Here is a 21,638-nt window from a genome sequence, read left to right as displayed (position 1 = left end):
TATGATAAGTTTCTTTGATATCATGCGTTTGAACATGAAACGTCCAAATAGGATTCTCTCCGGATCTTGACCCCGGCAGGAGGAAGAATGACTGAAGCGAATGTAACCCTTTCCGACGCCGCGGCAAAGCGTATTGCCGCTATCGTCGGCAGCGATCCCGGCAAGAGCGCGTTGCGCGTCTCCGTCGAAGGCGGCGGCTGTTCCGGCTTTTCCTACAAATTCGATCTCGTGGACGGCGCAGCCGACGACGATATCGTCGTCGAGAAGAATGATGCCAAGGTACTGATCGACAGTCTATCGCTGGTCTATATGGCGGGTTCCGAGATCGATTTCGTCGACAACCTGCTCGGCCAGTCCTTCCAGATCAACAATCCGAATGCAGTGGCAAGCTGCGGCTGCGGCACCAGCTTCGCGATCTGATTCAAGAATTGCTTTCCATTGATAACCGGCCGAAGATTTTCTTCCGGCCGGTTTCTTGTCTTGTCCGCAGACGCCGGAGCGCGATAAAAGAGCGCTCAGGACAGAGAGCAGGATAAAAGCCATGAAGATCGCGACCTGGAACATCAACGGCGTCAAGGCGCGTATCGACAACCTGACGCAATGGCTGAAGGATTCCAGTCCGGACATTGTCTGCCTGCAGGAAATCAAGACGATCGACGAAGGTTTCCCACGGCTGGAGATCGAAGCGCTCGGCTACCATGTCGAAACGCATGGTCAGAAGGGCTTCAACGGCGTTGCCATTCTTTCCAAGAGCTCGCCTTCCGAAGTCAATCGCGGCCTGCCGGGCGATCCGCTCGATGAGCAGGCGCGATTCCTCGAGACCGTCTTCTCCCTGCCGGGCAACAAGGTGGCGCGTGTCTGCTGTCTCTACCTGCCGAACGGCAACCCGCCGGAAACGGAAAAATATCCGTACAAACTCGCCTGGATGGAGCGCCTGCGCAAATTCGCTGTCGAACGCCTGGAATACGAGGAAATTTTCATTCTCGCCGGCGACTACAATGTCATTCCCGAGCCGCATGATTGTTTCGACCCGAAGGTCTGGGCAAGCGATGCACTCTTCCTGCCGCAGACACGCGAAGCCTTCCGCCGGCTGGAAAATTTAGGTCTCGTCGATGCGGTGCGTTCTGCAACCGATGCGACGGCACTCTATTCCTTCTGGGATTATCAGGCCGGCGCCTGGCCGAAGAACAACGGCATCCGTATCGACCATTTGATGCTGTCCCCGGAAGCAGCCGACTGCATGACGTCGACAGCCATCGAAAAGCATGTGCGTGCCTGGGAAAAGCCCTCCGATCACGTGCCCGTCGTCGCTTACTTCGATTTCGCTGCCTGAGATTTAAAGCATTTTCGTTTTACGCGATTCCGGACGCAAAATCGCTGCGCACTTTTGCCGGAATTGCTCGAAAGCTTAGTTGTCCGAGCCGCTCGCAATCGTATGTGACAGGGATATGGCCGTACGTCGATCCGTTTCACTGGCGACCGAGAATGCATCCTCCTGAAGCGATTGCATCCAGCTGCAATCCTTCGGCTTGCAGCGGTCGAGAGCGGCCGTCATGAGCGCCAGACCGCGGGCAGACTGGCCTTCATCGAAGAGGATGTTGCCGAAGACCGCCATGGCACCGGGATGGCCGCTCTTGCGGGCCTGATTGAGCCATTTTTTGGCCTGGTTGATATTGGCGCTGCCGCCCTCACCCGCGAGCATCATCTGCGCAAGCTGGAACTGAGCCTCTGGAACACCGAAGGTAGAAGCGACCTGGAAATAGAGCTGCCGGGCCTGGTTGAGATCGATCTTCACCGGGCTGCCAGAAATGCCGTGCCTGTAATAATTGGCAAGCGACAGCAGCGCATTGATGAAGAAGCCGGTATCCTCCGAGCCGGGCTCTACGCCCTGCTGTGCAATCTCGCTATAGATCTTGAAGGCTTCGAAATCGTCCTGCGCCACGCCATCGCCATCGGCATACATGTTGGCGAGCGCCCAACGAGAACCGGTATGTCCCTTCTCGGCGGCGTATTTATAGGCTTCTACCGCCTCTTCCTTCTGACCGTTTTTGTAAGCTTTGAAACCAAACTTGAAGAGATCGAAGGGTCCCGATTCCTTCGTCACGCCCGTCTTAATGTCGAATGCCAGGACCGGACAGGCCAAGGCCAGCGAAACTGCTATCGACATGCTGAGCAGCATGAATTTGAACAATCTGAACTCGGACGTTACCATCTTTACCGGTTTCTTTCGTTCATCACAGACGCCTGGCGGCGGCTTTCTCTGCCGTTCTGCCCGCGTAGATGCATTCTTTCCAGGCGAGCGATCCCGCGGCGGGCTCCAAGGCTCCTTTACCCGCGTCGCTTCCAGCCCCATGCCCCTCTGTCAAAACCAGCACATCCTTGCGAGCCATCCGGCTTCCGGCACGGTTCGCATGTGATGCCTGCGGTATTTCCTTTGCGATCCAAGACCCTGCCCGTCCGCCTCTATCGTCTTCGTAAACAGCAAATGTGACCAAACCGGTATCGCCATCGTGCCCAGAGAACGAAGCTTCATGCCGGGGGAATGAAAATGATCGGAACGAGCAAATCTGCAACACTATCGAAAGGGGGGATTTTCGGCGGAAAATGCCTTTGGCGAAAAGCAAAACGGTCGTTGCCGCTGGCTTCTTGCCGCTGCTATCTCGATGTCTGGCGTTACCGGAAAAAATTCGACCCATGCTACTGCTTACGCACACCTACGCTTGTCATCTCCTCGCCCGCTAATAGCGCTGCGCCCTCTTTGTGGCGGGAAATGGACAAATTCGCCCCGCCGACATCATACGCGAACCGTCGTAAAAAAGTGTTGCTGAATCGTCACAAAACGAAACGAGAAGATGGGATGATTAATGGCGGCAAACGAAGAAGAGCCCGGCACCGCCAGGCTCTTCAATTCTTCAAATCGGAGAATTAAAACTTGACCTTTAGGCTGGTCGATAGCGCGGCAACCAGATCGTTGCCAAAGGAATAAGTAACGTCATTGCCATAGGTAATGCCACCGGAGGTGACCGTACCAGATGAGCCGCTAGTCAACACACCAACCGCACCTGCAACACGCCATTCTATATTCTCAGTCGGCGTGTAGGCGGCACCGACACCGACTGTCCAGCTATCCGTTTGCGAGCCGTAACCCTGGCTGGTGCCGCGATCCCAGGTGAGGCTGACTGCACCCGCCCACTTATCGGTAAACTTGTGACCAAGACCACCCGTGATCGTCCAGCCGTCGCGATAGTGCAGATCAAGCGAGGTTAGACCGCCAGCAGGGCAAGGCAGTCCATTGGTGGGGCAGAATTGCACCGACTGCAGAAGGCTCCAGTTCATCCACTTGACGGAGCCGAAAGCCAGCCAATCCGGAGCGATACCCGACTGCAACTTCAACTCGAGGGAGTCCGGTGCCTCTGCACTTCCCTTAACCGGTGTCACGCGCCCAAAAAAAGGATTTCCTGGCGAAACAGCACCAGGAACCTGAGTCAGGTCAACAGTGCCCGTCAGGTTGTCGTAATCTACGCGGCTATTATAGACGAGGCTCGCGCGAAAAGCATATTCCGGGATTTCGTAGGCGACGCCTGCACGCCAACCCCAGCCGTTATCCTCGAGATCAAGACGACCGGTACCGTCGAAAGCGGCCGAAAGCGGAAACGGCAGCGGAGCGACGAGGCGCGTACGAAAGCCTTCGATATGTTGGTAAAAGCCGCCGCCGATGACGCGAAACTGACCCGGGCCGACATCGAACCTGTAAGAGCAAGTTGCTCCATAGTTCCTGCTCTTGATCTCAGTCTCAATCTGGCTCTGGGCACCAACCCAATTCGCACCTGGATTGGTATGCGCACCAAACGGTTCGGAATAATCGAGCAAACAGTCGGCGTCGCCAACGCCCGCCTTAAGACCGGCATACGGAATGTAGTAAGGCTCGGTCTCATCAGCGGACGTCGAACCGCGAACCGTACCATCTGTCGGGTCCACGTCGCGGGCATTATTCAGCTTCCGTTGCGGATTAACGTAAATCATCCCTGTCTGCACGCTGAACTGCGACGTATCGAACAACTGATCGATATTATAGCCGCCGCGCTCCAGACCACCTGCAAAGGACGGTGAGGCGACTGCCGAAAGGATGATGAGCGATGTTACGCTCCTGGAAAACATACGCGCTGCCATTGTGTCTCCCCCACTCAAGCAATTGATGTAATCACACTGTGCTAGTGAACTTAATAATTGGCAACGAAGCGTTCCGCTGCGCCGCGAAGTTGCGTTATGACTAATTTACGTAACTAATTGACGGGCACGTCAAAAAATCAGATATATAAAATTCCATTCTTCTATCCGTCAGTTTTTAGGGTTCTATTAGATATTCATTCCACCAAGCGTGGCGGCTGTATCAAACTGACAACAGTGCTGGTTTTCGCGCGCGATATCCCTCAAACAGGTTATATCCACAGGCAGAATCGGCAAAAGCGCCCAATTCCTTACGAATCGTCGTGCTCTTTAACGTAAGAGGCGCGCTCCAAGGGAACGCGCCTTCAGAAAAATTATACTCGTTAGCCGCGATTATCCCGCTTCGCTAACTCGCGCGAGAGCAGTCCTCAGGCTTTCGAGCTGGCTCGTCAGTTCTGCATGACGCTCGCGTTCGCCCTCCACCACTTCCGGGTTTGCATTGGCGACGAACTTCTCATTCGAGAGCTTTCCATCAATGCGCGCGACTTCGCTCTCGGCCTTCGCAATCGCCTTTTCGAGGCGGTTCTTTTCCGCAGAAAGATCGATCAGATTGCCGAGCGGCAGGCAGGCGGTCGCTTCTGCGACGACGATCTGAGCGGCACCCTTCGGCGCAGATTCCGCCAGCGAAATACCCTCGACACGCGCCAGGCGCTTGATGGCCGCGTCATGACGGAACAGCCGTTCACGCGTCAGGCTGTTGGCGCCGACTACGACGAGTGGGGCGGTGGCCGACGGCGGCACGTTCATTTCCGAGCGCACCGAGCGGATGCCGGAAACAAGGTCGATCAGCCAGTTGATCTCATCGGCCGCGGCATTGTCGACATAAGACGGCGACGGCCATTCGGCGTGGCAGAGCAATCCGTCACGTTCCTGGCCCTCACCCGCCGTGTGTGCCCACAGTTCTTCGGTCATGAAGGGCATGAATGGATGCAGCAGCTTGTAGATCTCTTCCAGAACATAAGCGCTGCAGGCTTGAGCTTCGGCCTTCGCGCCCTCGTCTTCACCGCCGAAGACCGGTTTCAGAAGTTCGAGATACCAATCGCAGAACTGGTTCCAGACGAAGCGATAGAGCGCGCCGGCGGCGTCGTTGAAGCGGTAGGCTTCAAGAGCTTCCGTTACGTCACGTTCCGTTCGGGCAAGCTCGGTCAGGATCCAGCGGTTGATGGTGAGTTCGGCCGCTTCCGGTACGAAATGCGGATCACTCTTGGCGCCGTTCATTTCGGCAAAGCGCGTGGCGTTCCAGAGCTTGGTACCGAAATTGCGGTAACCGGCGATGCGGGCCGGGTCGAGCTTCACGTCACGGCCCTGTGCAGCCATGATCGCCAGCGTGAAGCGCAGCGCGTCTGCACCGTATTCGTCGATCAGTTCGAGAGGGTCGATGACGTTGCCCTTGGACTTCGACATCTTCTGCCCGTTCTTGTCGCGGACGAGAGCGTGAATATAGACGGTATGGAACGGCTCAACCGGGTTGTCGTCCTCGTCCTTCATGAAATGAAGGCCCATCTGCATCATGCGAACAACCCAGAACGGGATGATATCGAAACCGGTGACCAGAACACTGGTCGGATAATATCGCTCCAGCTCGGGCGTCTTGTCCGGCCAGCCAAGCGTCGAGAACGGCCAGAGTGCCGAGGAGAACCATGTGTCGAGCACGTCTTCGTCACGCGTCAAAATCTCGCCCGGCCTGAAATTCTCAAGCAGGTCCTCGACATAGGCCTTCATCGGTCCTTCATGCGACAAGTAGTGCTGGATGGCGGCCTGCAGCGCCTCTTCTTCGGTCTTCTCGACGAAAACCTGACCATCCGGACCGTACCAGGCCGGAATCTGGTGACCCCACCAGAGTTGACGGGATATGCACCACGGCTGGATATTCTCCATCCATTGGAAGTAGGTATTTTCCCAGTTCTTCGGCACGAACTTTGTCCGGCCCTCGCGAACGGAGGCAATGGCCGGCTTGGCAAGCGTCTTGTTATCGACCCACCATTGCTCGGTCAGACGCGGCTCGATCGGCACGCCACCGCGGTCGCCATGCGGAACCATGTGCTTGTGCGGCTCGATCTTGTCGAGCAGGCCGGCCTCTTCGAAGATCTCGACGATGATCTTGCGCGCATGGAAACGATCCTGACCTTCGAGGCGATCCCAGGCGCCGTGCAGGGCGGCCGGATGATCAAGCCCTTCGAGGAAATCCTCGTTGTCCTTGATCGTGATCGTGCCGTCGATGTTCATGATGTTGATTGCACGCAGGCCAGCCCGCTTGCCGACTTCAAAGTCGTTGAAATCGTGTGCAGGCGTGATCTTGACCGCGCCCGTGCCGGCTGTCGGATCGGCATAGTCGTCGGCAACAATCGGAATCCTGCGGCCAACGATCGGCAGGATGACGTGTTTGCCGACGATCAACTTGTAGCGCTCGTCCTTGGGATTGACCGCAACGCCGGTATCGCCAAGCATCGTCTCCGGCCGCGTCGTCGCAACCACGAGGTAGTCGCGCGTTTCGAATTCGGTGGGCTTGCCCTCGTCATCAAAAGCGATTGGGTACTGATAGGTGACGCCCTCTTCCAACGGATAGCGAAGATGCCACAGATTGCCTTTGAGCTCGATCTGCTCGACTTCCATGTCGGAAATCGCCGTCAGCAACTTCGGATCCCAGTTGACGAGGCGCTTGTCCTTGTAAATCAGGCCTTCCTTGTAAAGCGTGACGAAGACTTCAAGAACAGCCTGCGACAGGCCCTCGTCCATGGTGAAGCGCTCACGCGACCAGTCGCAGGAAGCGCCGAGGCGCTTCAACTGGTTGAAGATCAGGCCGCCCGATTCACTCTTCCATTCCCAGACCTTTTCGATGAAGGCATCGCGGCCCATCTCGCGGCGGCCGGGAAGCTGCTGCTCCATCAGCTTGCGCTCGACAACCATCTGCGTGGCGATGCCGGCATGGTCCATGCCCGGCTGCCAGAGCACATCCTTACCGCGCATGCGTTCGAACCGCACCATGACGTCCTGCAGCGTATTGTTCAGCGCATGGCCCATGTGCAGCGAGCCGGTAACGTTCGGCGGCGGGATGACGATGGTGAAGCTCTCAGCACCCGGCTTTGCGTTGGCGCCGGCACGGAAGGCATCCGCCTCATCCCATTTCGCGGCGATCTTCGGTTCTACGGCGGCGGAATCGTAGGTCTTTTCGAGCATTTTCTGACCAATTCGAGGTTCGAGGATGGGCGTTTTGTAAATAGGATGGCTACGGCCAAGTCAATAAAAAAGCCGCCCCGGAGACCGGAGCGGCTCTGTCTGGAAAAGCGGTCCGATCAGCGGCGAGGGCCGCGCGCCACGCGTTCGATTTCTTCGCGCACGAGACGCTCAACGAGCGTCGGCAGGTTGTCATCCAGCCACTCGCGCAGCATCGGCCGCAGCATGTCTTCGGCGATCTCATCCAGCGAGCGGCGCTCGGCGGCGCCATCGATGGCAGCGGCAAGCTCTTCGAAGGAACGGGCAACCTTCAGGCCCGTGTTCTGCGACAGAAGTGACGGCTGACCGTCTTCCGCTACACGCTCGGACGCAACTTCGGCCGGCTGGAAGGCCAGCGGCTCGACGCGCTGCTCCACAGCGGGAAACACGGGCGCCTCTTCGTCGAGCGCGGGCTGCGGGACATCGGGCAGGCGTTGCTCGGCAAAGACCGGCGCAGGTTCAGGTGCATAATCGGCGACGGGGGCAACGCGGGGAGCCGGAGCCGGCTCGATCGGGCGCGGAGCGGCAGCCGCGCGTGGCGCGCTGTAAGCCGGCTGCGGTTCATGGAATTGTTGGGGAATATCACGGAACGTTTGAACGGGCTGAACACCGCTACGCTCGGAAGCGGCACGGACGCGGGCTGCGACATCGGCAAGCGACATGGCGCGGGCCGGCATTTCCGGTTCAGACGCCGTGCCGGCAGAATTTGCAGCGACGAAACGCGGATCGGGACGCAGCGCAGCCGGCTCCGGGAACTCGACACCGGCATAGGTATCGTCGACCGTCAGATGAATTTCGGAGTCGTTTTCTTCTTCCGCCCCGTAAACGGGAGGAAGCGAGGCGGAAATCGCCTTTCCGGCGCCCGGCTCATTGCTTTCGATGATCTGTCGAATGGAGGCCAGGATCTCTTCCATGGACGGTTCACGCACTACACCTGGCTGAGCCATATCTATCCCCGTTATCCCTTAACAACGACCGGATGGCGTGGAGCATGCACCCGAATCACCATGACCTTAGAATACCCTAAAGGGGAAAAAAATCAGCGCGAATCAAACAAATGCAGCCATGCACAGTTTTGTTACCCAAGCGTAAGCGAAGTCTGTGAAGGATTTTAAGACAGCCGAAAACTAAAACGGGCGCCCATGGCGCCCGCTCAAAAAACAGCACTGAAAACGCCTTAGAATACAAATTCGCGGGCCTTAGCGAAACCGGGCAAAGGCTTGACCGAAGCATTGAAGAAGACGTTTTCGGAAACAGCGCCGCGCTCGCTGACGAAGACCTTCGCGCGGGCAGCATTGCCATAACCCTGAACGGCAACGAGACGACCGCCATCCCGCAGCTGGCCGAGAAGTGTCGCGGGAACCTCTTCCACCGAACCGTTGATGAAGATCAGATCATAGGGAGCGCCAGCGGCATTGCCCTTCTCAAGGGGGCCGGTTGCCACCTGCACATTTGCATACCCGGCGAGATTTGCCTTGGCTTCTGCAGCAAGGGTCTCGTCCGATTCGAGCGCCACGACGGAACCGGCGATCAGCGATAGCAGCGCGGAGGCATACCCCGTACCGGCGCCGACTTCGAGAACGGCCTCATCCTTGGTGACGGCAGCGAGTTGCAGCAACTTGGCGAGCGGCGACGCTTCCATGAGGAAACGGGCCGGATTGCCGGCGGTTGCCGGAGCAATTTCGATATCATTGTCGATATAAGCCAGAACCTTCGCCCTCTCCGGCACGAATGCCTCGCGCGGGACCGTGAGGAAGGCCGTCAGCACCGAATGCGAGGTAACGTCCGTCGTGCGGACCTGGTTGTCGACCATCTTTACGCGTGCTGCTTCGAAATCCATCATATCCTCTCGCCGATGAAAGCGGTTCTGTCTTCCGTCTCTTAATCTCCGGCACGGATGCTTTCAAGGCTTGCCGGAGACCCGTTTGAAGAATCCCGGAAACCCCTCCCCCATGCAACGGGTGAAAAACAATAGCTGCAACTTCCGCGTGGAGCGAATTGCCATTTCATGATACTGTTCCAACCGGAGGAAATGAGGAGGAGCAGGCCATGTCTGCCATTCTGGAATATTTTACGCTGTTCGACTTTTTCATCGGCGCAGCGCTCGTCGGCATACTCTGCTGCGGGCTGTTGGACCGCGAGATGAGCTGAACAGATCGTACTTCCCAGTAAAAGCTCCCTGGCGACTTACTCGGCGCGCCGGAGAAATGGATTTTCGCGTCCAGTCGGATCAAGCCGGCACAATCGATTGCGCTGTTAACTCTATATCAACCATATTGTTGCACCAGCCGCGGCTTCCGCTAGTTTGGCCGCATGCAAACATTCGCCATCCAATCGCCAGACATCGAAGCGCTTCATTACAATCCGGAAGCGCGGTTGCTGCTTGTGAAATTCAAGAGCGGCGCCATCTGCAATTTCACACGCATCTCGGCTCAGGCGCTGCAGCGGCTGCTCGGCGCCGATGCGAGGATTGAGAACGAAATGACTGTTGATGATGTCGACTATCTGGCAGGGCTACGCAACGGCGGGTTGCGGGCGCTTTATTCACTGACCGGCATCAAGCCGGCGCAGTTCGATTTCACCCGGGTTTCCCGCATCTGGTGATGAGAAACTGCGGAACCGATGCTCCGCCTCATTTATGAAGCGAATCGGATTTCCATGTCGTGAAAAGTTTGGAGGCCTCGCCCGGAATTGAACCGGGGTACAAGGATTTGCAGTCCTCTGCGTCACCACTCCGCCACGAGGCCTCACAGGCTGTCATGCTAGCCGTGGCGAGCGTTTAGAATGATCGTAAGGAAATCGCAAGGGGGCTTTCCAAAAACATTTCCTGCAATTTCAAACTCTGGCCACATCTGCTTCGTACAGAACAAGCGTCAATCCAGCTGCGGAAGGCGGCGATGCATCCGCCCTCGCACCTGAAGATAAAAAGCTCGCTCCGCCAAAAAAGCGAGCCCTATTTGAACAACAATTAGGCTAACAGCTGCCCAAGCAGGCCTCCACGCGCTCCAGATCGCGCAATAGGAGAACTCAGCAGGCCTTCAGCCTCTCGCCTATACTTGTCCGAGAAGCCTCATCTATGACGGCGGCAGCGCCTCGACTTTTATTATATTAGAACATACGGAAATTAGTTGAGGACAATATAAAAAAAAATCTTAACTTGACTTCCAGCGTCGCCATTCCATCCTCTGTCCGGGAGGGAGAGATAGGAGCAGAAATGAATTGGGTGCCTTTGAATTCGAAACGGATCCGCGCTGTATCCTACGATCCGGAGACCCAGGTTCTTCATGCCAAATTCGCCGGCGGTCGTGCCGTCCGGCATGCCGGGGTGCTGCCGCATATCTACGACAACCTCATCGAAACCAGCGATCCGGAATTTTACTATAAATATTATCTGGAGCCTTTGCGTATCCAGGCCGGCTGGCGGCAGAAAGCCAGCCTCAGCTCTCACACGGTGAAGCTGCTGATATTTTTCATCGGCGCACTCGTGATTACGGCAACGGCCCTTGAGGAAAATGGCGAGCTGCCAATTCACCTGTCGGAGATCGCCAAGTCGGGAACGATTGCTCCAACCTCTGGCGAAAAGTCCGCGGTTTCACCTCAATAGAGGTGCTGCGGCCCATCGGAGCCTAGAGTACCAAACGTAATTGCGAAGAAGACGGCAAAAAATCCGAGGTTTATAACTTCGCCTGGGTTAGCCGCGCCGGCGCATATCGTATTAGACCGCTGATCTCGTCCAGCTTCGCGTCTATCGCGCCCTTGCCCACGTCCTGTTTCCGGGAATGTCTGCGGCATCTTGTGGGTGGCGGCCCACATTGAGAACGTCGATTTGGCAATGTCAGTATGGCGGTGTGCGGTTTGGTGGGCCGCAGCTGGGAGCTGTTGAGGCAAGTTGGTACGCTTAACTGCTGTTCAGCGTCATGAATACGCACCAAAAGCCAAAAGAAGTGCGCCTACCGCGATAATGGTAAGGGCTTGCCAGTTTTGGGATACTCCGAGAAACCTGATGCCTTGGTGCCGTGGTTCCAGCGTGCTGCCGCCTTGGGGCATTTGATGCGGATCAGTCGATCTTCGACGAAGCGTCGATGAGAAGAAAATAAGCATTCCGCCAATTATAAGAGCGGCACCGATCAAGATAGCCCACATCGTAGCCTCCGCTAGAGACGAGTGTCTGAGGTAACCAGCTTCGGACTTATTAGTTCCCCCTTAGCTGAGGGAGGTGTCGTGACTGTCGTGACTTTGCCGATCGCGCAGCTTCACTAGCCATCACCGCGCTGGTCTTCAAAGAATTCGACGCCGGCTTCCAGTGCGGATCAAATGGCGGAGAGCGTGCGTTGCGGATGAAGGAGGCGAGCAGAGCCCACGGCAGATCCAGCGACTTGCCGCCTCGATGCTCGGCTTCCTCAAGTGCGAAAGAGGCGTGAGGACATGTCCGCCGACTATTTCGCTGGAGGAAAGTGCGGCTCCTGTAACAGAATGGCCGGGGCATAACTCAATCACCATGCAACCGCGAGCGCGTCCACCGAGCTACCAGCTCGGCGCAAATCGCTTCGCCAGTATGGTTATCCACCGGCGTCGAATCGGAGAAAACGCGTTTCAGAAGTGGAGAAGAAAGCGCCTGCTTCGGAATTCTCAACGAAAACAGGCGCTTCTCTAAAACTGGCTCCCCGGGCCGGATTCGAACCGGCGACCTGTCGATTAACAGTCGAATGCTCTACCGCTGAGCTACCAGGGATCACCGCTTGGCCGCGGCGTGAGCGGGGTAATACAAATGCTTTCCCGATTTGCCAAGCGGTTTTTTCAAAAAAATGAAATCAGCTTGTATTTGCGTCGCTTGCGCCCATCTCTTGTGGATGACTGAAAAGAAAAATAGACCGAATAAGGCCGAAGAAAAGCGTTTCGGTATTGATCACAAGGACGGCAAGCTAGTTCTTGGCTCGTTGCGGATCCCAATGCCGCGCTCTCGCATCGCAAGAATGACAACCGGCGCATTGCTGATCTTTGGTGGCATTCTCGGCTTTCTGCCAATCCTCGGCTTCTGGATGCTTCCGCTCGGCTTCCTTGTCCTTTCCCACGATATGGCGGTTGCGCGCAGATGGCGCCGCCGCGCTGCAGTTTGGTGGCATCGCCGAAAGCGGCCTGCGTAAATTAGACGTGTTCCGCAAGCTAGAAAAGAAAGACGCCCCGGCGACCGGAGCGTCTTTTGAATCGCTCGCCACGCCGGCGCAGATCAAGCAGACGGCTGCTTGGTTTTTCTCAGATAAGGCAGAACCGTGTCGAAGGAGCCGAAGCGGGCGATCGCGTCTTCATTGGAGACCGCAGCCGTGATGATGACGTCGTCGCCTTGGTTCCAGTTGGCCGGCGTCGCGACCTGGTGCTTGGCGGTGAGCTGGATAGAATCGATGGCGCGCAGGATCTCGTTGAAATTGCGGCCCGTCGTCATCGGGTAGGTCAGGATCAGCTTGATCTTCTTATCCGGGCCGATGACGAAGACCGAACGCACGGTCGCGTTATCGGCGGGCGTACGGCCTTCGGAGCTTTCGCCGGCGCCGGCCGGCAGCATGTCGTAGAGCTTGGCGACCTTGAGGTCCTTGTCGCCGATCAGCGGATATTCGACATCGAAGCCGGTCGCCGTCCTGATATCGTTTTTCCATTTGACGTGGCTTTCGACCGGATCGACGGAAATGCCGATGATCTTGACGCCGCGCTTCTTGAACTCGCCTTCGAGGCCAGCCATGGTGCCAAGCTCGGTCGTGCAGACTGGCGTGAAGTTCTTCGGATGCGAGAAGAGAACGGCCCAGCCGTTGCCGATCCAGTCATGGAACTGGATGGGACCCTGGGTGGTGTCGGCGGTGAAATCGGGAGCAATATCGTTGATACGCAAGCTCATGGTCGGCCCTCCTGTTGCCAATCGTTTATCTTGAACACTTTCAGACGTGCCCGCATGCTGGCGACTATCTACAGACTTGTACCGAGCACGGTCAAATCAAAGCCTTCCGCGAAAAGGGCGGAGGCGGAATATTATTTCCCGCAGGCAACGATGGCGTGACATCACGCTAAGATATGATGCGCTCAAAAAGGCAGCGGCGCGCGCGCAAATCGATGCTTTTCGCATGCCGCATTATTCCCTACTCACTGACGAGAATTAGCAAAGAGGGAAGCGGCGATGGCGATACCATTCTACTGGAATGAACTGAACACTTATGATTTTGCCGCTCTCTCTGCCGAAACTACCATCGCCATCCTGCCGATCGCCTCGACGGAACAACACGGTCCGCATCTGCCCGTCGCAACCGATGTGGCGATCGCCAACGGCATGCTGGCAGAACTGCGCCGGCAACGACCCAACGACCTCGATATCCTCGTTCTGCCGACGCAGGAAATCGGCAAGGCCAATGAGCATGTCTACGGTCCAGGCACGCTTTCCCTCAGTGCCGAACTGCTGATCCCCGTCTGGACGGCGATCGGCGCGAAGGTGGCCGAAGCCGGCCTGCGTAAGCTCGTCATCGTCAATTCGCATGGCGGCAATGTCGATATCATGAGCATCGTCGCCCGTGAGCTCAGGGTCCGCTACCAGATGGCTGTCGTCTCCACGCAATGGGGCCGGTTCGGCAATCCCGATGGCATGATCAGCGAGCACGAAACGCGTTACGGCATTCATGGCGGCGAAGTGGAGACATCGCTAATGCTGCATTTCCGGCCGGATCTGGTGCGGATGGAAAAGGCTGTGAATTTCACATCAAAGGCCGAATGGATGCGCGAGCAATCGCGCTATATCCAGCCGCTGCCGCCGCATTCGCTGGCCTGGATCGCTCACGATCTCAATCCCAATGGCGTGGTCGGCGATGCCTCGAAGGGCACAGCCGAAAAGGGCGAAGCGATCTGTCGCCACCAGGTGAAGGGCTTCATAGAGCTGCTCTACGACCTCAAGCGCTATCCGCTCTCCAACCTCTATTCGCAGTAACTATGCAACGACAGGCCGTTCAAGCGGGATGTGTCCCTTGGCTTGAAGTTCCTGCACGAGGCCGGCAAGCTCGGCCAGCAAGTATTCGACGAAGAGGCTGGACGCTGAATCGAGCGGCGCACGGGCGCGGGCGAAGAGTTTCATCGGCTGATGGCGGCTGTGCGGCTCGGCAATCGGGCGGAACACCAGTTCGCCCTGGCGGCATTCGGTGATGACATCGAGCGGGTTCAGCATGGATAGCCCTGCCCCGCATTTCACCAGTTTCTTCAGCATTTCCGAAGCGTTAGTCTCCAGAACCGGCTCGACAGGAATATCGAGCCTGGCCATTGCGAGGTTGATGACCTCACGCAGGCTGGTACCCTGCTGCGCAAGCACCAGCCGCTCCTGCACGACATCGGCAAGGCTGATCGGTCCGGGTCCGATCAGGGGATGGCCGGGCGGCAGGATGACGCCGATCGGGATATCGAAATTGCCGAGCGTGCGGATGCCGGGCGTGGCCGGGATATTGAAGCCGAGGCCGATATCCACCTCACCCGACAGCACCGGATTGACCGTCATCGTGCCGGCATCGTTGCGCAGGTGGATGAAAACGCGTGGATGCTCCGACTGGAAGCGAGCGATGATTTCCGGCAACGGCCCTGCGGCGAGGCCCACTGTCGTTACCAGCCGCACCTTGCCGGCCTGCTGCATTTTCAGGCTCCTGATGCGCCCCTCCAGCCGCTCGTAATTCTTCAGAACCTCGCGAATATGCTCGATGCAGAGTTCGCCCGCGGCCGTCAGACGGAGGCCGCGCGGCAGGCGCTCGAAGAGCGGTGCGCCCATTTCCTCTTCGAGTGCCAATATCTGCCGGTTGATCGCCGAAGAGGCGACGTTGAGACGCGCTGCTGCCTTCCTAATCGAGCCGGTGCGGGCGATCTCGTTGATGTAAAGGAGCTTTCTGGAGTGCAGCATCGCAACCTCATTGCACCATTTTTAAGCACAGCGCCCGGTTTAGGCACAGACGACTGGTGAGATGCCAAAAAGGCATCACTGCGCACGAATTTTGCTGCTTTTCAAAGAGCGAAGCAATCGCTCAAATGAAAAAAATCGGAAGCCGAAAACGAGCCTCCAGGGCACCAGAAGGGGAACGCCGCCATGTCCAACAGATTGAAGACATCCATATTTTCTGCGGTTCTTGGACTTGGCGGCATGTTTGCCGCCAGCGTGCCCGGCTATGCGCTCGATAAGGTCAGCTATGGTACCAACTGGCTGGCGCAGGCCGAGCACGGCGGCTTCTATCAGGCCGTGGCCGACGGCACCTATGCCAAATACGGGCTCGACGTTTCCATCGTTCAGGGTGGCCCGAATGCCGCCAACAACGCGCTGCTGATCTCTGGCAAGATCGATTTCTACATGGGTGGACCGCAGGGTGAACTCTCGGCCGTAGAGCAAGGCATTCCGCTCGTCGATGTCGCAGCGATTTTCCAGAAGGATCCGCAGATCCTGATCGCTCATCCCGATGCCGGCATCGACAAGTTCGAGGATCTCGCCAAGCTGAAGACCCTGTTCCTCAGCAAGGATGGCTACCTCACCTATTTCGAATGGATGAAGGCGAATTTTAAGGGCTTCAAGGACGAGCAGTACAAGCCCTACAACTTCAACCCGGGTCCTTTCCTTGCCGACAAGCAATCGGCCCAGCAGGGCTATCTGACTTCGGAGCCCTATGAAATCCAGAAGCAGACCGGCTGGGAGCCAAAGGTCTTCCTGCTCGCCGATAACGGTTACTCGCCCTATTCGACGATGATCACCACGACGCAGCAGATGATCGATACAAAGCCTGACGTCGTGCAGCGCTTCGTCGATGCCTCGATCGAAGGCTGGTACAACTATCTCTACGGCGACAACAGCAAGGCCAATGCGCTGATCAAGAAGGACAATCCGGAAATGACGGATGGCCAGATCGCTTATTCTATCGCCAAGATGAAGGAATACGGAATTGTCGAATCCGGTGAAGGCCTGGACAAAGGCATCGGCTGCATCACCGACGCTCACTACAAGAAATTCTTCGACGAGATGGTAGCGATCAAGGTCGTCAAGGCTGAGACCGACTACACCAAGGCCTTCACGACGAAATTCGTCTGCAAGAACGTCGGCGCATCGCTGAAGAAATAAGCCTCCCAGGGCAGGCCCGTCGCTTGACGGCGGCGGGCCGCATCCCTTCGATAAAAGAGCGAGAGAATGTCCCTAGCCGAAACCAGAGCGGCGCCCTCGAAGGAGACACGCAAGCGGCCGCTGGTCGTCATGCAGTCGGTCTCGAAGGTCTTTTCCAGCGGCACGATCGCGCTTTCGGGCATGTCGCTGACGGTCGAAAGCGGCGAGTTCATCAGCCTCCTCGGCCCTTCCGGCTGCGGCAAATCCACCGCACTGCGCATCATCGCGGGTCTTGGCGGCGCGACGTCCGGCAAAATCGACTGGCCGAGTTCGCGCATCAATTCGAAGGGCCTGCCGGAAGGCGATATCGGCTTCGTTTTCCAGGAGCCGACGCTGATGCCCTGGAAGACGGTCTTCGGCAATGTCTACCTGCCGCTCAAATTGCGTGACGTTTCCAAGGCGGAGGCCAGCGGACGGATCATGGAAGTGCTGGCGACCGTCGGCCTGCAGGATTTCGCCAATGCCTATCCGCGCGAGCTCTCCGGCGGCATGAAAATGCGTGTTTCGATCGCCCGCGCGCTGGTGACCAAGCCGAAGCTCTTGTTGATGGACGAGCCCTTCGCGGCGCTCGACGAGATCACCCGCCAAAAGCTCAATGACGACGTTTTGCGATTGTGGAAGGCGACCGGCATCACGGTGATTTTCGTCACGCATTCCGTCTTTGAGTCTGCGTACCTCTCCAATCGGATCGTGGTGATGAAGGCGCGGCCGGGCCGCGTCCATGCCGATATCCCGCTAACCACGAGCATCGATCGTGACGCGCACTATCGAACTTCCGAGGAATACCGGCAGGCCTGCGAGACCGTTTCCTATTCGCTGATTGGCGCGATCAACGCGGCAAAGGAAGACTGATGAGCATCGAGACAGTCGAAAACTCCGTGCCGGCCATGCCCAATCCGCTCAATGCGAAGCGCCGGGATCTGGCGCTCCGCATTAGCGTGCCTTTTCTCGCCATCATCGTGCTGATTGCGTTCTGGGCGATCTATGTCAGGGTTTCGGGCGTGCCGCCCTATATCCTTCCGAGCCCGCTTGCGGTTGCCGGAGCGTTTGTCAGCGATTGGGGCACGCTTTCGCCGGCGCTCTGGGTTACGACCAAGATCACCTTCATGTCGCTGGCGCTTGCGCTGATCGGCGGCGTGGGTTTTGCGATCTTCCTGGTGCAGTCGCGCTGGATCGAGATCGCCTTCTATCCGCTTGCCGTCATCCTGCAGGTCACGCCGATCGTGGCGATCTCGCCGCTGATCCTGATCTACGCGCCGTCCACGCAGGTGGCGCTGCTGATCTGCGCCTTTCTCGTCGCCTTCTTTCCCATCCTGTCGAACATGGTGCAGGGATTGAAGAGCGTCGATCACAACCTCATCAATCTCTTCGAGCTCTACGGCGCCTCGCGCTGGCAAACGCTGCTTTATCTGAAGCTGCCCGCAGCCCAGCCCTATTTCATGACCGGGCTTCGCATCGGCGGCGGGCTGGCTCTGATTGCGGCGGTTGTGGCCGAGTTTGCGGCCGGTTCGGCGGGTGCGGGCTCCGGCCTCGCCTTCCGGCTCCTCGAAGCGCAATATCGCATGAACATTCCCCGCCTTTTTGCCGCGCTGTTCATGCTCTCCATGCTCGGGGTCGCGATCTTTGCCATTACCTCCTTCATTTCATGGCTCAGCCTGCATCGCTGGCACGAGAGCAGCCTGAAGCGGGAAAATTGATGACCTATTCTTTCATGTCTCCTCCCAATGCGGGCCGCTTCGTGCTTGCCAATGCGACGCTTCCGGCCGTTGCCACAGGCTATGCGGCAGCAGCATCCGAGGGACTCGTCAAAGCTGACATCGTGATTGCAGACGGCTTGATTGCAGCGATCCTGCCGCCGGGCACGGCTCCGGCGGAGTTCGCCAAATCCGATATGAAAGAGGGCATGGTCTGGCCTTGCTTTGCCGATATCCACACGCATCTGGACAAGGGCCATATCTGGCCGCGCAAACCAAATCCGGATGGAACTTTCATGGGGGCACTGGAAGCCGTTGGCAAGGACCGGGAGGCAAACTGGTCGGCAGCCGATGTGCGCAAGCGCATGGAATTCTCGCTACGTTCGGCCTATGCGCATGGCACCGGGCTGATCCGCACGCATCTGGACTCGCTTGCCCCGCAACACCGTATTTCCTTTGAGGTCTTTGCCGAAATACGCGACGAATGGAAGGACAAGATCGCCCTGCAAGCGGTTGCCCTTTTCCCGCTCGACAATATGGTCGATGAAGCCTTTTTCGCTGATCTCGTCGCGGTCGTCAAAGACAAGGGTGGCCTGCTCGGCGGTGTCACCAAGATGGGACCATTGCTGGACTGGCAGCTCGATACGCTTCTGCGCGCGGCAGCGGAGAACGGACTCGATGTCGATCTGCATGTCGACGAGACCGACGATCCGGGCGCCGAGACATTGAAGGCGATCGCCGAGGCCGTCCTGCGCAACCGGTTCGATGGCAAGGTGACGGCAGGTCATTGCTGCTCGCTTGCCCGGCAGGATGACGATACGGCGCAGCGGACGGTGGAGCTGGTTCACAAGGCGGGGGTCTCGATCATTTCGCTGCCGATGTGCAATATGTATCTGCAGGACCGCTACTCCGGCCGCACGCCGCGCTGGCGCGGTGTCACGCTCTTCAAGGAACTGGCGGCTGCCGGCGTCGAGACGGCTGTCGCCTCCGACAATACGCGCGATCCCTTTTATGCCTATGGCGATCTCGATCCGGTGGAAGTGTTTCGCGAGGCGGTGCGCATCCTGCATCTTGATCATCCGCTCGATAGCGCAGCGCGTATCGTCACCACGTCACCGGCCAGGATCGCCGGCAGGCCGCAGACGAGCCGCATTGCCGTCGGCAACCCCGCCGATCTCGTGCTCTTCAGCGCAAGGCGCTGGAGCGAATTCCTATCCCGTCCGCAGTCTGACCGCGTCGTGCTTCGCCGCGGCAAGGTGATCGACCGCAGCCTGCCGGATTACCGTGAACTCGATAGCGTCGTTGGAGCCTGACATGGCCGATTATCAGAAGATCAAAAAAGAACTCGAAGGCATTGCCATCGAAGACAATCCGGCGCTCGTTCGCCAAAAGAGCCGGGATTTCTACTGGTATTCGCCGATCCTCAAGGCGCAGCTCGACAACGTGACGGCCGATCTCATCGTCACGCCGAAGAACGAGGCCGAAGTCATCCAGACGCTGAAAGTCGCCTTCGCCCACGGCGTGCCCGTCACCCCGCGCGGTGCCGGCACCGGCAATTACGGCCAGGCCATGCCTCTGTCAGGCGGCATCGTGCTCAATCTGGCGGCCATGGACAAGATCAAGGAAATCCATCCGGGCCGTGTCATCTGCGAACCCGGCATCGTGATTGCTCAGCTCGACAAGCAAACCAAGGCGCACTCCGGCCAGGAACTGCGCTTCCATCCCTCGACCGCCCAGACGGCGACGGTCGGCGGCTTCATTGCCGGCGGCTCTGGCGGTGTCGGCTCGATCACCTGGGGCGGGTTGCGCGATCTCGGCAATATCCTGCGCCTGCGGGTCGTGACCATGGAAGCAGAGCCGCGTGTGCTCGACCTCACCGGCTGGGACCTGCAGAAAGTCAGCCACGCCTACGGCACCAACGGCATCATCACGGAAATCGAGATGCCGCTGGCACCCGCCTATGACTGGGTGGATGTGCTGGTCGGCTACGATGACTTCATGGATGCGGTGCGCTTTTCCGATGCGCTGGCGAAGTGCAACGGCATTCTCGTCAAGGAAATTGCGCCGATCGCGGCCCCCATCCCGCATGACTATTTCACCCGCCATAAGCCTTACATCCGCCAGGGCCAGTCGATCGTCGTGCTGATGATCGCTCCGCATTCCATGGATGCCTTCCTGGCCTTTACGGCTGCGCAGAAAGGCGAGATCACGTTCCGGTCCGACAAGGTCGAAAGCATGCGCGGCATTCCGCATGCCTACGAGCTTGCCTGGAACCATACGACGCTGCGTGCGCTCAAGGTCGATCCCAATTTCACCTATCTGCAGGTGCAGTATCCTGGGCCGGACCATGTCGCCAAGGTGCAGAAGATGGTGGAGATTTTCGGCGATGAGGTGCCGGGTCATCTCGAATTCATCAAGTTCGACGGGCAGATCCAGTGCTCGGGGCTGCCGCTGGTACGCTACACGACAGAGGAGCGGCTGGAAGAGATCATCAGGATCCATCAGGACCACGGCTGCCCGATCTTCAACCCGCACCGCTATACGTTGGAAGAAGGCGGCATGAAGCGCACCGACAAAGTGCAGCTTGCCTTCAAGCATGAGACCGATCCGAAGGGGCTGCTCAATCCCGGCAAGATGATCGCCTGGGAAAATCCCAACTTCGATTTCAATGCCGGCAAGAACTATCTCTTTCCGGGCCTTGCCGCCGTCATGGAGGCTTCATGAGGGTTCTCGTCCTCCACTCGCACCCGGTCGAGGAAAGCTACGGCAAGGCGCTCTACAGACAGACGCTGGAGAGCCTCGCTAAAGCCGGGCATGAGGTGGATGCGTGCGATCTCTATGCGGAGAATTTCGACCCCGTCCTGTCGAAACACGACCGGCTCGTCTATCATGACTATCCCGACAATACCTCGCTGGTGAAACCCTATGTCGAGAGGCTGAAGCAGGCCGAGGCGCTGGTCATCTGCACACCGGTTTGGAATTTCGGTTTCCCGGCGATCCTGAAAGGTTATTTCGACAGGGTCTGGCTTCCCGGCGTTTCCTTCGCGCTCGTGGACGGCAAGGTCGAATCCCGCTTGAGGCATATCAAGAAGCTTGGCGCGGTGCTCACCTATGGCGCGACACCTTTCCGCGCCTTCGTTGCCGGCAATCCGCCGAAGAAGATCGTCAAACGGGTTCTGCGGGCGCAGATTGACCCGTTCAGGCCGGTCACCTTTCTCGCCCATTACGACATGAACAATTGCACCCCGGATACGCGGGCAGCGTTTCTTGCCAAGGTGAAGAGCGCAATGGAGCGCTTCTAAAGCCGCGCAAGAATGTGCAGCGGGTTTGCGCGACATGCGAAACAAGCGCCT

The 21,638-nt window shown here is 57.9% G+C and carries 20 protein-coding genes and 2 tRNA genes; 12 read left to right on the top strand and 10 right to left on the bottom strand.

Annotated elements, in window-relative coordinates; all coding sequences use genetic code 11:
• Positions 1 to 87 precede the first annotated feature (87 nt).
• Together erpA and xth are read left to right on the top strand one after the other, a co-directional pair.
• Positions 88 to 420, top strand: coding sequence for an iron-sulfur cluster insertion protein ErpA (erpA, locus tag JNB85_RS13180; RefSeq protein ID WP_220334742.1), 333 nt, complete (start codon positions 88 to 90; stop codon positions 418 to 420).
• Between the two features lie 121 nt (positions 421 to 541).
• Positions 542 to 1,333 (top strand): exodeoxyribonuclease III, encoded by a 792-nt coding sequence (gene xth / locus JNB85_RS13175; protein WP_220334741.1) that lies wholly within the window; start codon positions 542 to 544, stop codon positions 1,331 to 1,333.
• A 75-nt stretch (positions 1,334 to 1,408) separates the two neighbouring features.
• On the opposite strand, the gene exoR is transcribed toward xth, so the two are convergent.
• The 5 genes from exoR to JNB85_RS13150 all read right to left on the bottom strand — a co-directional run bounded on the left by exoR (position 1,409) and on the right by JNB85_RS13150 (position 9,283).
• Positions 1,409 to 2,212 (bottom strand): exopolysaccharide production regulator ExoR, encoded by an 804-nt coding sequence (exoR, locus tag JNB85_RS13170; RefSeq protein ID WP_220334740.1) that lies wholly within the window; start codon positions 2,210 to 2,212, stop codon positions 1,409 to 1,411.
• 713 nt (positions 2,213 to 2,925) lie between these two features.
• Positions 2,926 to 4,170 (bottom strand): OmpP1/FadL family transporter, encoded by a 1,245-nt coding sequence (locus JNB85_RS13165; RefSeq protein ID WP_220334739.1) that lies wholly within the window; start codon positions 4,168 to 4,170, stop codon positions 2,926 to 2,928.
• Positions 4,171 to 4,560: 390 nt separating this feature from the next.
• Positions 4,561 to 7,404, bottom strand: coding sequence for a valine--tRNA ligase (locus JNB85_RS13160; RefSeq protein WP_220334738.1), 2,844 nt, complete (start codon positions 7,402 to 7,404; stop codon positions 4,561 to 4,563).
• Positions 7,405 to 7,520: 116 nt separating this feature from the next.
• On the bottom strand, positions 7,521 to 8,387 hold the full coding sequence (locus JNB85_RS13155) for a PopZ family protein (RefSeq protein WP_220334737.1): 867 nt from the start codon (positions 8,385 to 8,387) through the stop codon (positions 7,521 to 7,523).
• A 230-nt stretch (positions 8,388 to 8,617) separates the two neighbouring features.
• Positions 8,618 to 9,283, bottom strand: coding sequence for a protein-L-isoaspartate O-methyltransferase family protein (locus JNB85_RS13150; RefSeq protein ID WP_220334736.1), 666 nt, complete (start codon positions 9,281 to 9,283; stop codon positions 8,618 to 8,620).
• A gap of 533 nt (positions 9,284 to 9,816) precedes the next feature.
• On the opposite strand from JNB85_RS13150, the gene JNB85_RS13145 reads away from it, so the two are divergent.
• On the top strand, positions 9,817 to 10,044 hold the full coding sequence (locus tag JNB85_RS13145) for a hypothetical protein (RefSeq protein ID WP_338050328.1): 228 nt from the start codon (positions 9,817 to 9,819) through the stop codon (positions 10,042 to 10,044).
• A 69-nt stretch (positions 10,045 to 10,113) separates the two neighbouring features.
• Here JNB85_RS13145 and JNB85_RS13140 read toward each other — a convergent pair.
• A tRNA-Cys gene (locus tag JNB85_RS13140) sits at positions 10,114 to 10,187 on the bottom strand.
• Between the two features lie 467 nt (positions 10,188 to 10,654).
• On the opposite strand from JNB85_RS13140, the gene JNB85_RS13135 reads away from it, so the two are divergent.
• Complete coding sequence (locus tag JNB85_RS13135) at positions 10,655 to 11,044, top strand: KTSC domain-containing protein (protein WP_220334734.1); 390 nt, start codon at positions 10,655 to 10,657, stop codon at positions 11,042 to 11,044.
• Positions 11,045 to 11,355: 311 nt separating this feature from the next.
• On the opposite strand, the gene JNB85_RS30680 is transcribed toward JNB85_RS13135, so the two are convergent.
• Together JNB85_RS30680 and JNB85_RS13130 are read right to left on the bottom strand one after the other, a co-directional pair.
• Entirely contained in the window at positions 11,356 to 11,583 is a 228-nt protein-coding gene (locus JNB85_RS30680) for a hypothetical protein (RefSeq protein WP_223216491.1), read from the bottom strand.
• Between the two features lie 514 nt (positions 11,584 to 12,097).
• Positions 12,098 to 12,172 (bottom strand) — tRNA-Asn (locus JNB85_RS13130).
• Between the two features lie 118 nt (positions 12,173 to 12,290).
• Between JNB85_RS13130 and JNB85_RS13125 the strand changes: the two genes are divergently transcribed.
• A complete protein-coding gene (locus tag JNB85_RS13125) occupies positions 12,291 to 12,584 on the top strand; it encodes a hypothetical protein (protein ID WP_220334965.1) in 294 nt (97 codons plus the stop codon).
• An 83-nt stretch (positions 12,585 to 12,667) separates the two neighbouring features.
• Here the strand turns inward: JNB85_RS13125 and JNB85_RS13120 are convergent, their stop codons facing one another.
• On the bottom strand, positions 12,668 to 13,327 hold the full coding sequence (locus tag JNB85_RS13120) for a peroxiredoxin (RefSeq protein WP_220334733.1): 660 nt from the start codon (positions 13,325 to 13,327) through the stop codon (positions 12,668 to 12,670).
• Positions 13,328 to 13,603: 276 nt separating this feature from the next.
• Here JNB85_RS13120 and JNB85_RS13115 point away from each other — a divergent pair, with 276 nt between their 5' ends.
• Positions 13,604 to 14,401: a creatininase family protein gene (locus JNB85_RS13115; protein WP_220334732.1), complete on the top strand. Its 798-nt coding sequence runs from the start codon at positions 13,604 to 13,606 to the stop codon at positions 14,399 to 14,401.
• On the opposite strand, the gene JNB85_RS13110 is transcribed toward JNB85_RS13115, so the two are convergent.
• Entirely contained in the window at positions 14,402 to 15,352 is a 951-nt protein-coding gene (locus JNB85_RS13110) for a LysR family transcriptional regulator (RefSeq protein ID WP_220334731.1), read from the bottom strand.
• 183 nt (positions 15,353 to 15,535) lie between these two features.
• Between JNB85_RS13110 and JNB85_RS13105 the strand changes: the two genes are divergently transcribed.
• From JNB85_RS13105 to JNB85_RS13080, 6 genes are all read left to right on the top strand, one after another.
• Positions 15,536 to 16,552, top strand: coding sequence for an ABC transporter substrate-binding protein (locus tag JNB85_RS13105; RefSeq protein ID WP_220334730.1), 1,017 nt, complete (start codon positions 15,536 to 15,538; stop codon positions 16,550 to 16,552).
• A 66-nt stretch (positions 16,553 to 16,618) separates the two neighbouring features.
• On the top strand, positions 16,619 to 17,443 hold the full coding sequence (locus JNB85_RS13100; RefSeq protein WP_220334729.1) for an ABC transporter ATP-binding protein: 825 nt from the start codon (positions 16,619 to 16,621) through the stop codon (positions 17,441 to 17,443).
• The gene (locus JNB85_RS13095; RefSeq protein ID WP_220334728.1) at positions 17,443 to 18,288 is read left to right on the top strand and encodes an ABC transporter permease; all 846 of its coding nucleotides are present in this window, start codon (positions 17,443 to 17,445) and stop codon (positions 18,286 to 18,288) included. Before JNB85_RS13100 ends, JNB85_RS13095 begins: the two co-directional genes overlap by 1 nt.
• Positions 18,288 to 19,598 carry a cytosine deaminase gene (locus tag JNB85_RS13090; protein WP_220334727.1) on the top strand — a complete coding sequence of 437 codons (1,311 nt, stop codon included), beginning with the start codon at positions 18,288 to 18,290 and terminating at the stop codon, positions 19,596 to 19,598. The genes JNB85_RS13095 and JNB85_RS13090 overlap by 1 nt, the downstream gene beginning before the upstream one ends.
• 1 nt (position 19,599) lies before the next feature.
• Complete coding sequence (locus JNB85_RS13085; protein WP_220334726.1) at positions 19,600 to 21,009, top strand: FAD-binding oxidoreductase; 1,410 nt, start codon at positions 19,600 to 19,602, stop codon at positions 21,007 to 21,009.
• Positions 21,006 to 21,587, top strand: a complete 582-nt coding sequence (locus JNB85_RS13080; protein WP_220334725.1) for an NAD(P)H-dependent oxidoreductase — start codon at positions 21,006 to 21,008, stop codon at positions 21,585 to 21,587. Before JNB85_RS13085 ends, JNB85_RS13080 begins: the two co-directional genes overlap by 4 nt.
• Positions 21,588 to 21,638: the final 51 nt, after the last annotated feature.

Origin of the sequence: Rhizobium mesosinicum (assembly GCF_019511345.1) — a bacterium.
Classification (GTDB): Bacteria; Pseudomonadota; Alphaproteobacteria; order Rhizobiales; family Rhizobiaceae; genus Rhizobium; species Rhizobium mesosinicum.
This window is presented reverse-complemented; position numbering and strand designations above follow the sequence as displayed.

Coding starts and splice junctions, on each gene's coding strand:
- JNB85_RS13080 (WP_220334725.1), top strand. CDS start 21,006: ATGAGGGTTCTCGTCCTCCACTCGCACCCGGTCGAGGAAAGCTACGGC.
- exoR (WP_220334740.1), bottom strand. CDS start 2,212: ATGGTAACGTCCGAGTTCAGATTGTTCAAATTCATGCTGCTCAGCATG.
- JNB85_RS13095 (WP_220334728.1), top strand. CDS start 17,443: ATGAGCATCGAGACAGTCGAAAACTCCGTGCCGGCCATGCCCAATCCG.
- JNB85_RS13105 (WP_220334730.1), top strand. CDS start 15,536: ATGTCCAACAGATTGAAGACATCCATATTTTCTGCGGTTCTTGGACTT.
- xth (WP_220334741.1), top strand. CDS start 542: ATGAAGATCGCGACCTGGAACATCAACGGCGTCAAGGCGCGTATCGAC.
- erpA (WP_220334742.1), top strand. CDS start 88: ATGACTGAAGCGAATGTAACCCTTTCCGACGCCGCGGCAAAGCGTATT.
- JNB85_RS13100 (WP_220334729.1), top strand. CDS start 16,619: ATGTCCCTAGCCGAAACCAGAGCGGCGCCCTCGAAGGAGACACGCAAG.
- JNB85_RS13160 (WP_220334738.1), bottom strand. CDS start 7,404: ATGCTCGAAAAGACCTACGATTCCGCCGCCGTAGAACCGAAGATCGCC.
- JNB85_RS13165 (WP_220334739.1), bottom strand. CDS start 4,170: ATGGCAGCGCGTATGTTTTCCAGGAGCGTAACATCGCTCATCATCCTT.
- JNB85_RS13125 (WP_220334965.1), top strand. CDS start 12,291: ATGACTGAAAAGAAAAATAGACCGAATAAGGCCGAAGAAAAGCGTTTC.
- JNB85_RS30680 (WP_223216491.1), bottom strand. CDS start 11,583: ATGTGGGCTATCTTGATCGGTGCCGCTCTTATAATTGGCGGAATGCTT.
- JNB85_RS13135 (WP_220334734.1), top strand. CDS start 10,655: ATGAATTGGGTGCCTTTGAATTCGAAACGGATCCGCGCTGTATCCTAC.
- JNB85_RS13115 (WP_220334732.1), top strand. CDS start 13,604: ATGGCGATACCATTCTACTGGAATGAACTGAACACTTATGATTTTGCC.
- JNB85_RS13110 (WP_220334731.1), bottom strand. CDS start 15,352: ATGCTGCACTCCAGAAAGCTCCTTTACATCAACGAGATCGCCCGCACC.
- JNB85_RS13090 (WP_220334727.1), top strand. CDS start 18,288: ATGACCTATTCTTTCATGTCTCCTCCCAATGCGGGCCGCTTCGTGCTT.
- JNB85_RS13120 (WP_220334733.1), bottom strand. CDS start 13,327: ATGAGCTTGCGTATCAACGATATTGCTCCCGATTTCACCGCCGACACC.
- JNB85_RS13150 (WP_220334736.1), bottom strand. CDS start 9,283: ATGATGGATTTCGAAGCAGCACGCGTAAAGATGGTCGACAACCAGGTC.
- JNB85_RS13085 (WP_220334726.1), top strand. CDS start 19,600: ATGGCCGATTATCAGAAGATCAAAAAAGAACTCGAAGGCATTGCCATC.
- JNB85_RS13155 (WP_220334737.1), bottom strand. CDS start 8,387: ATGGCTCAGCCAGGTGTAGTGCGTGAACCGTCCATGGAAGAGATCCTG.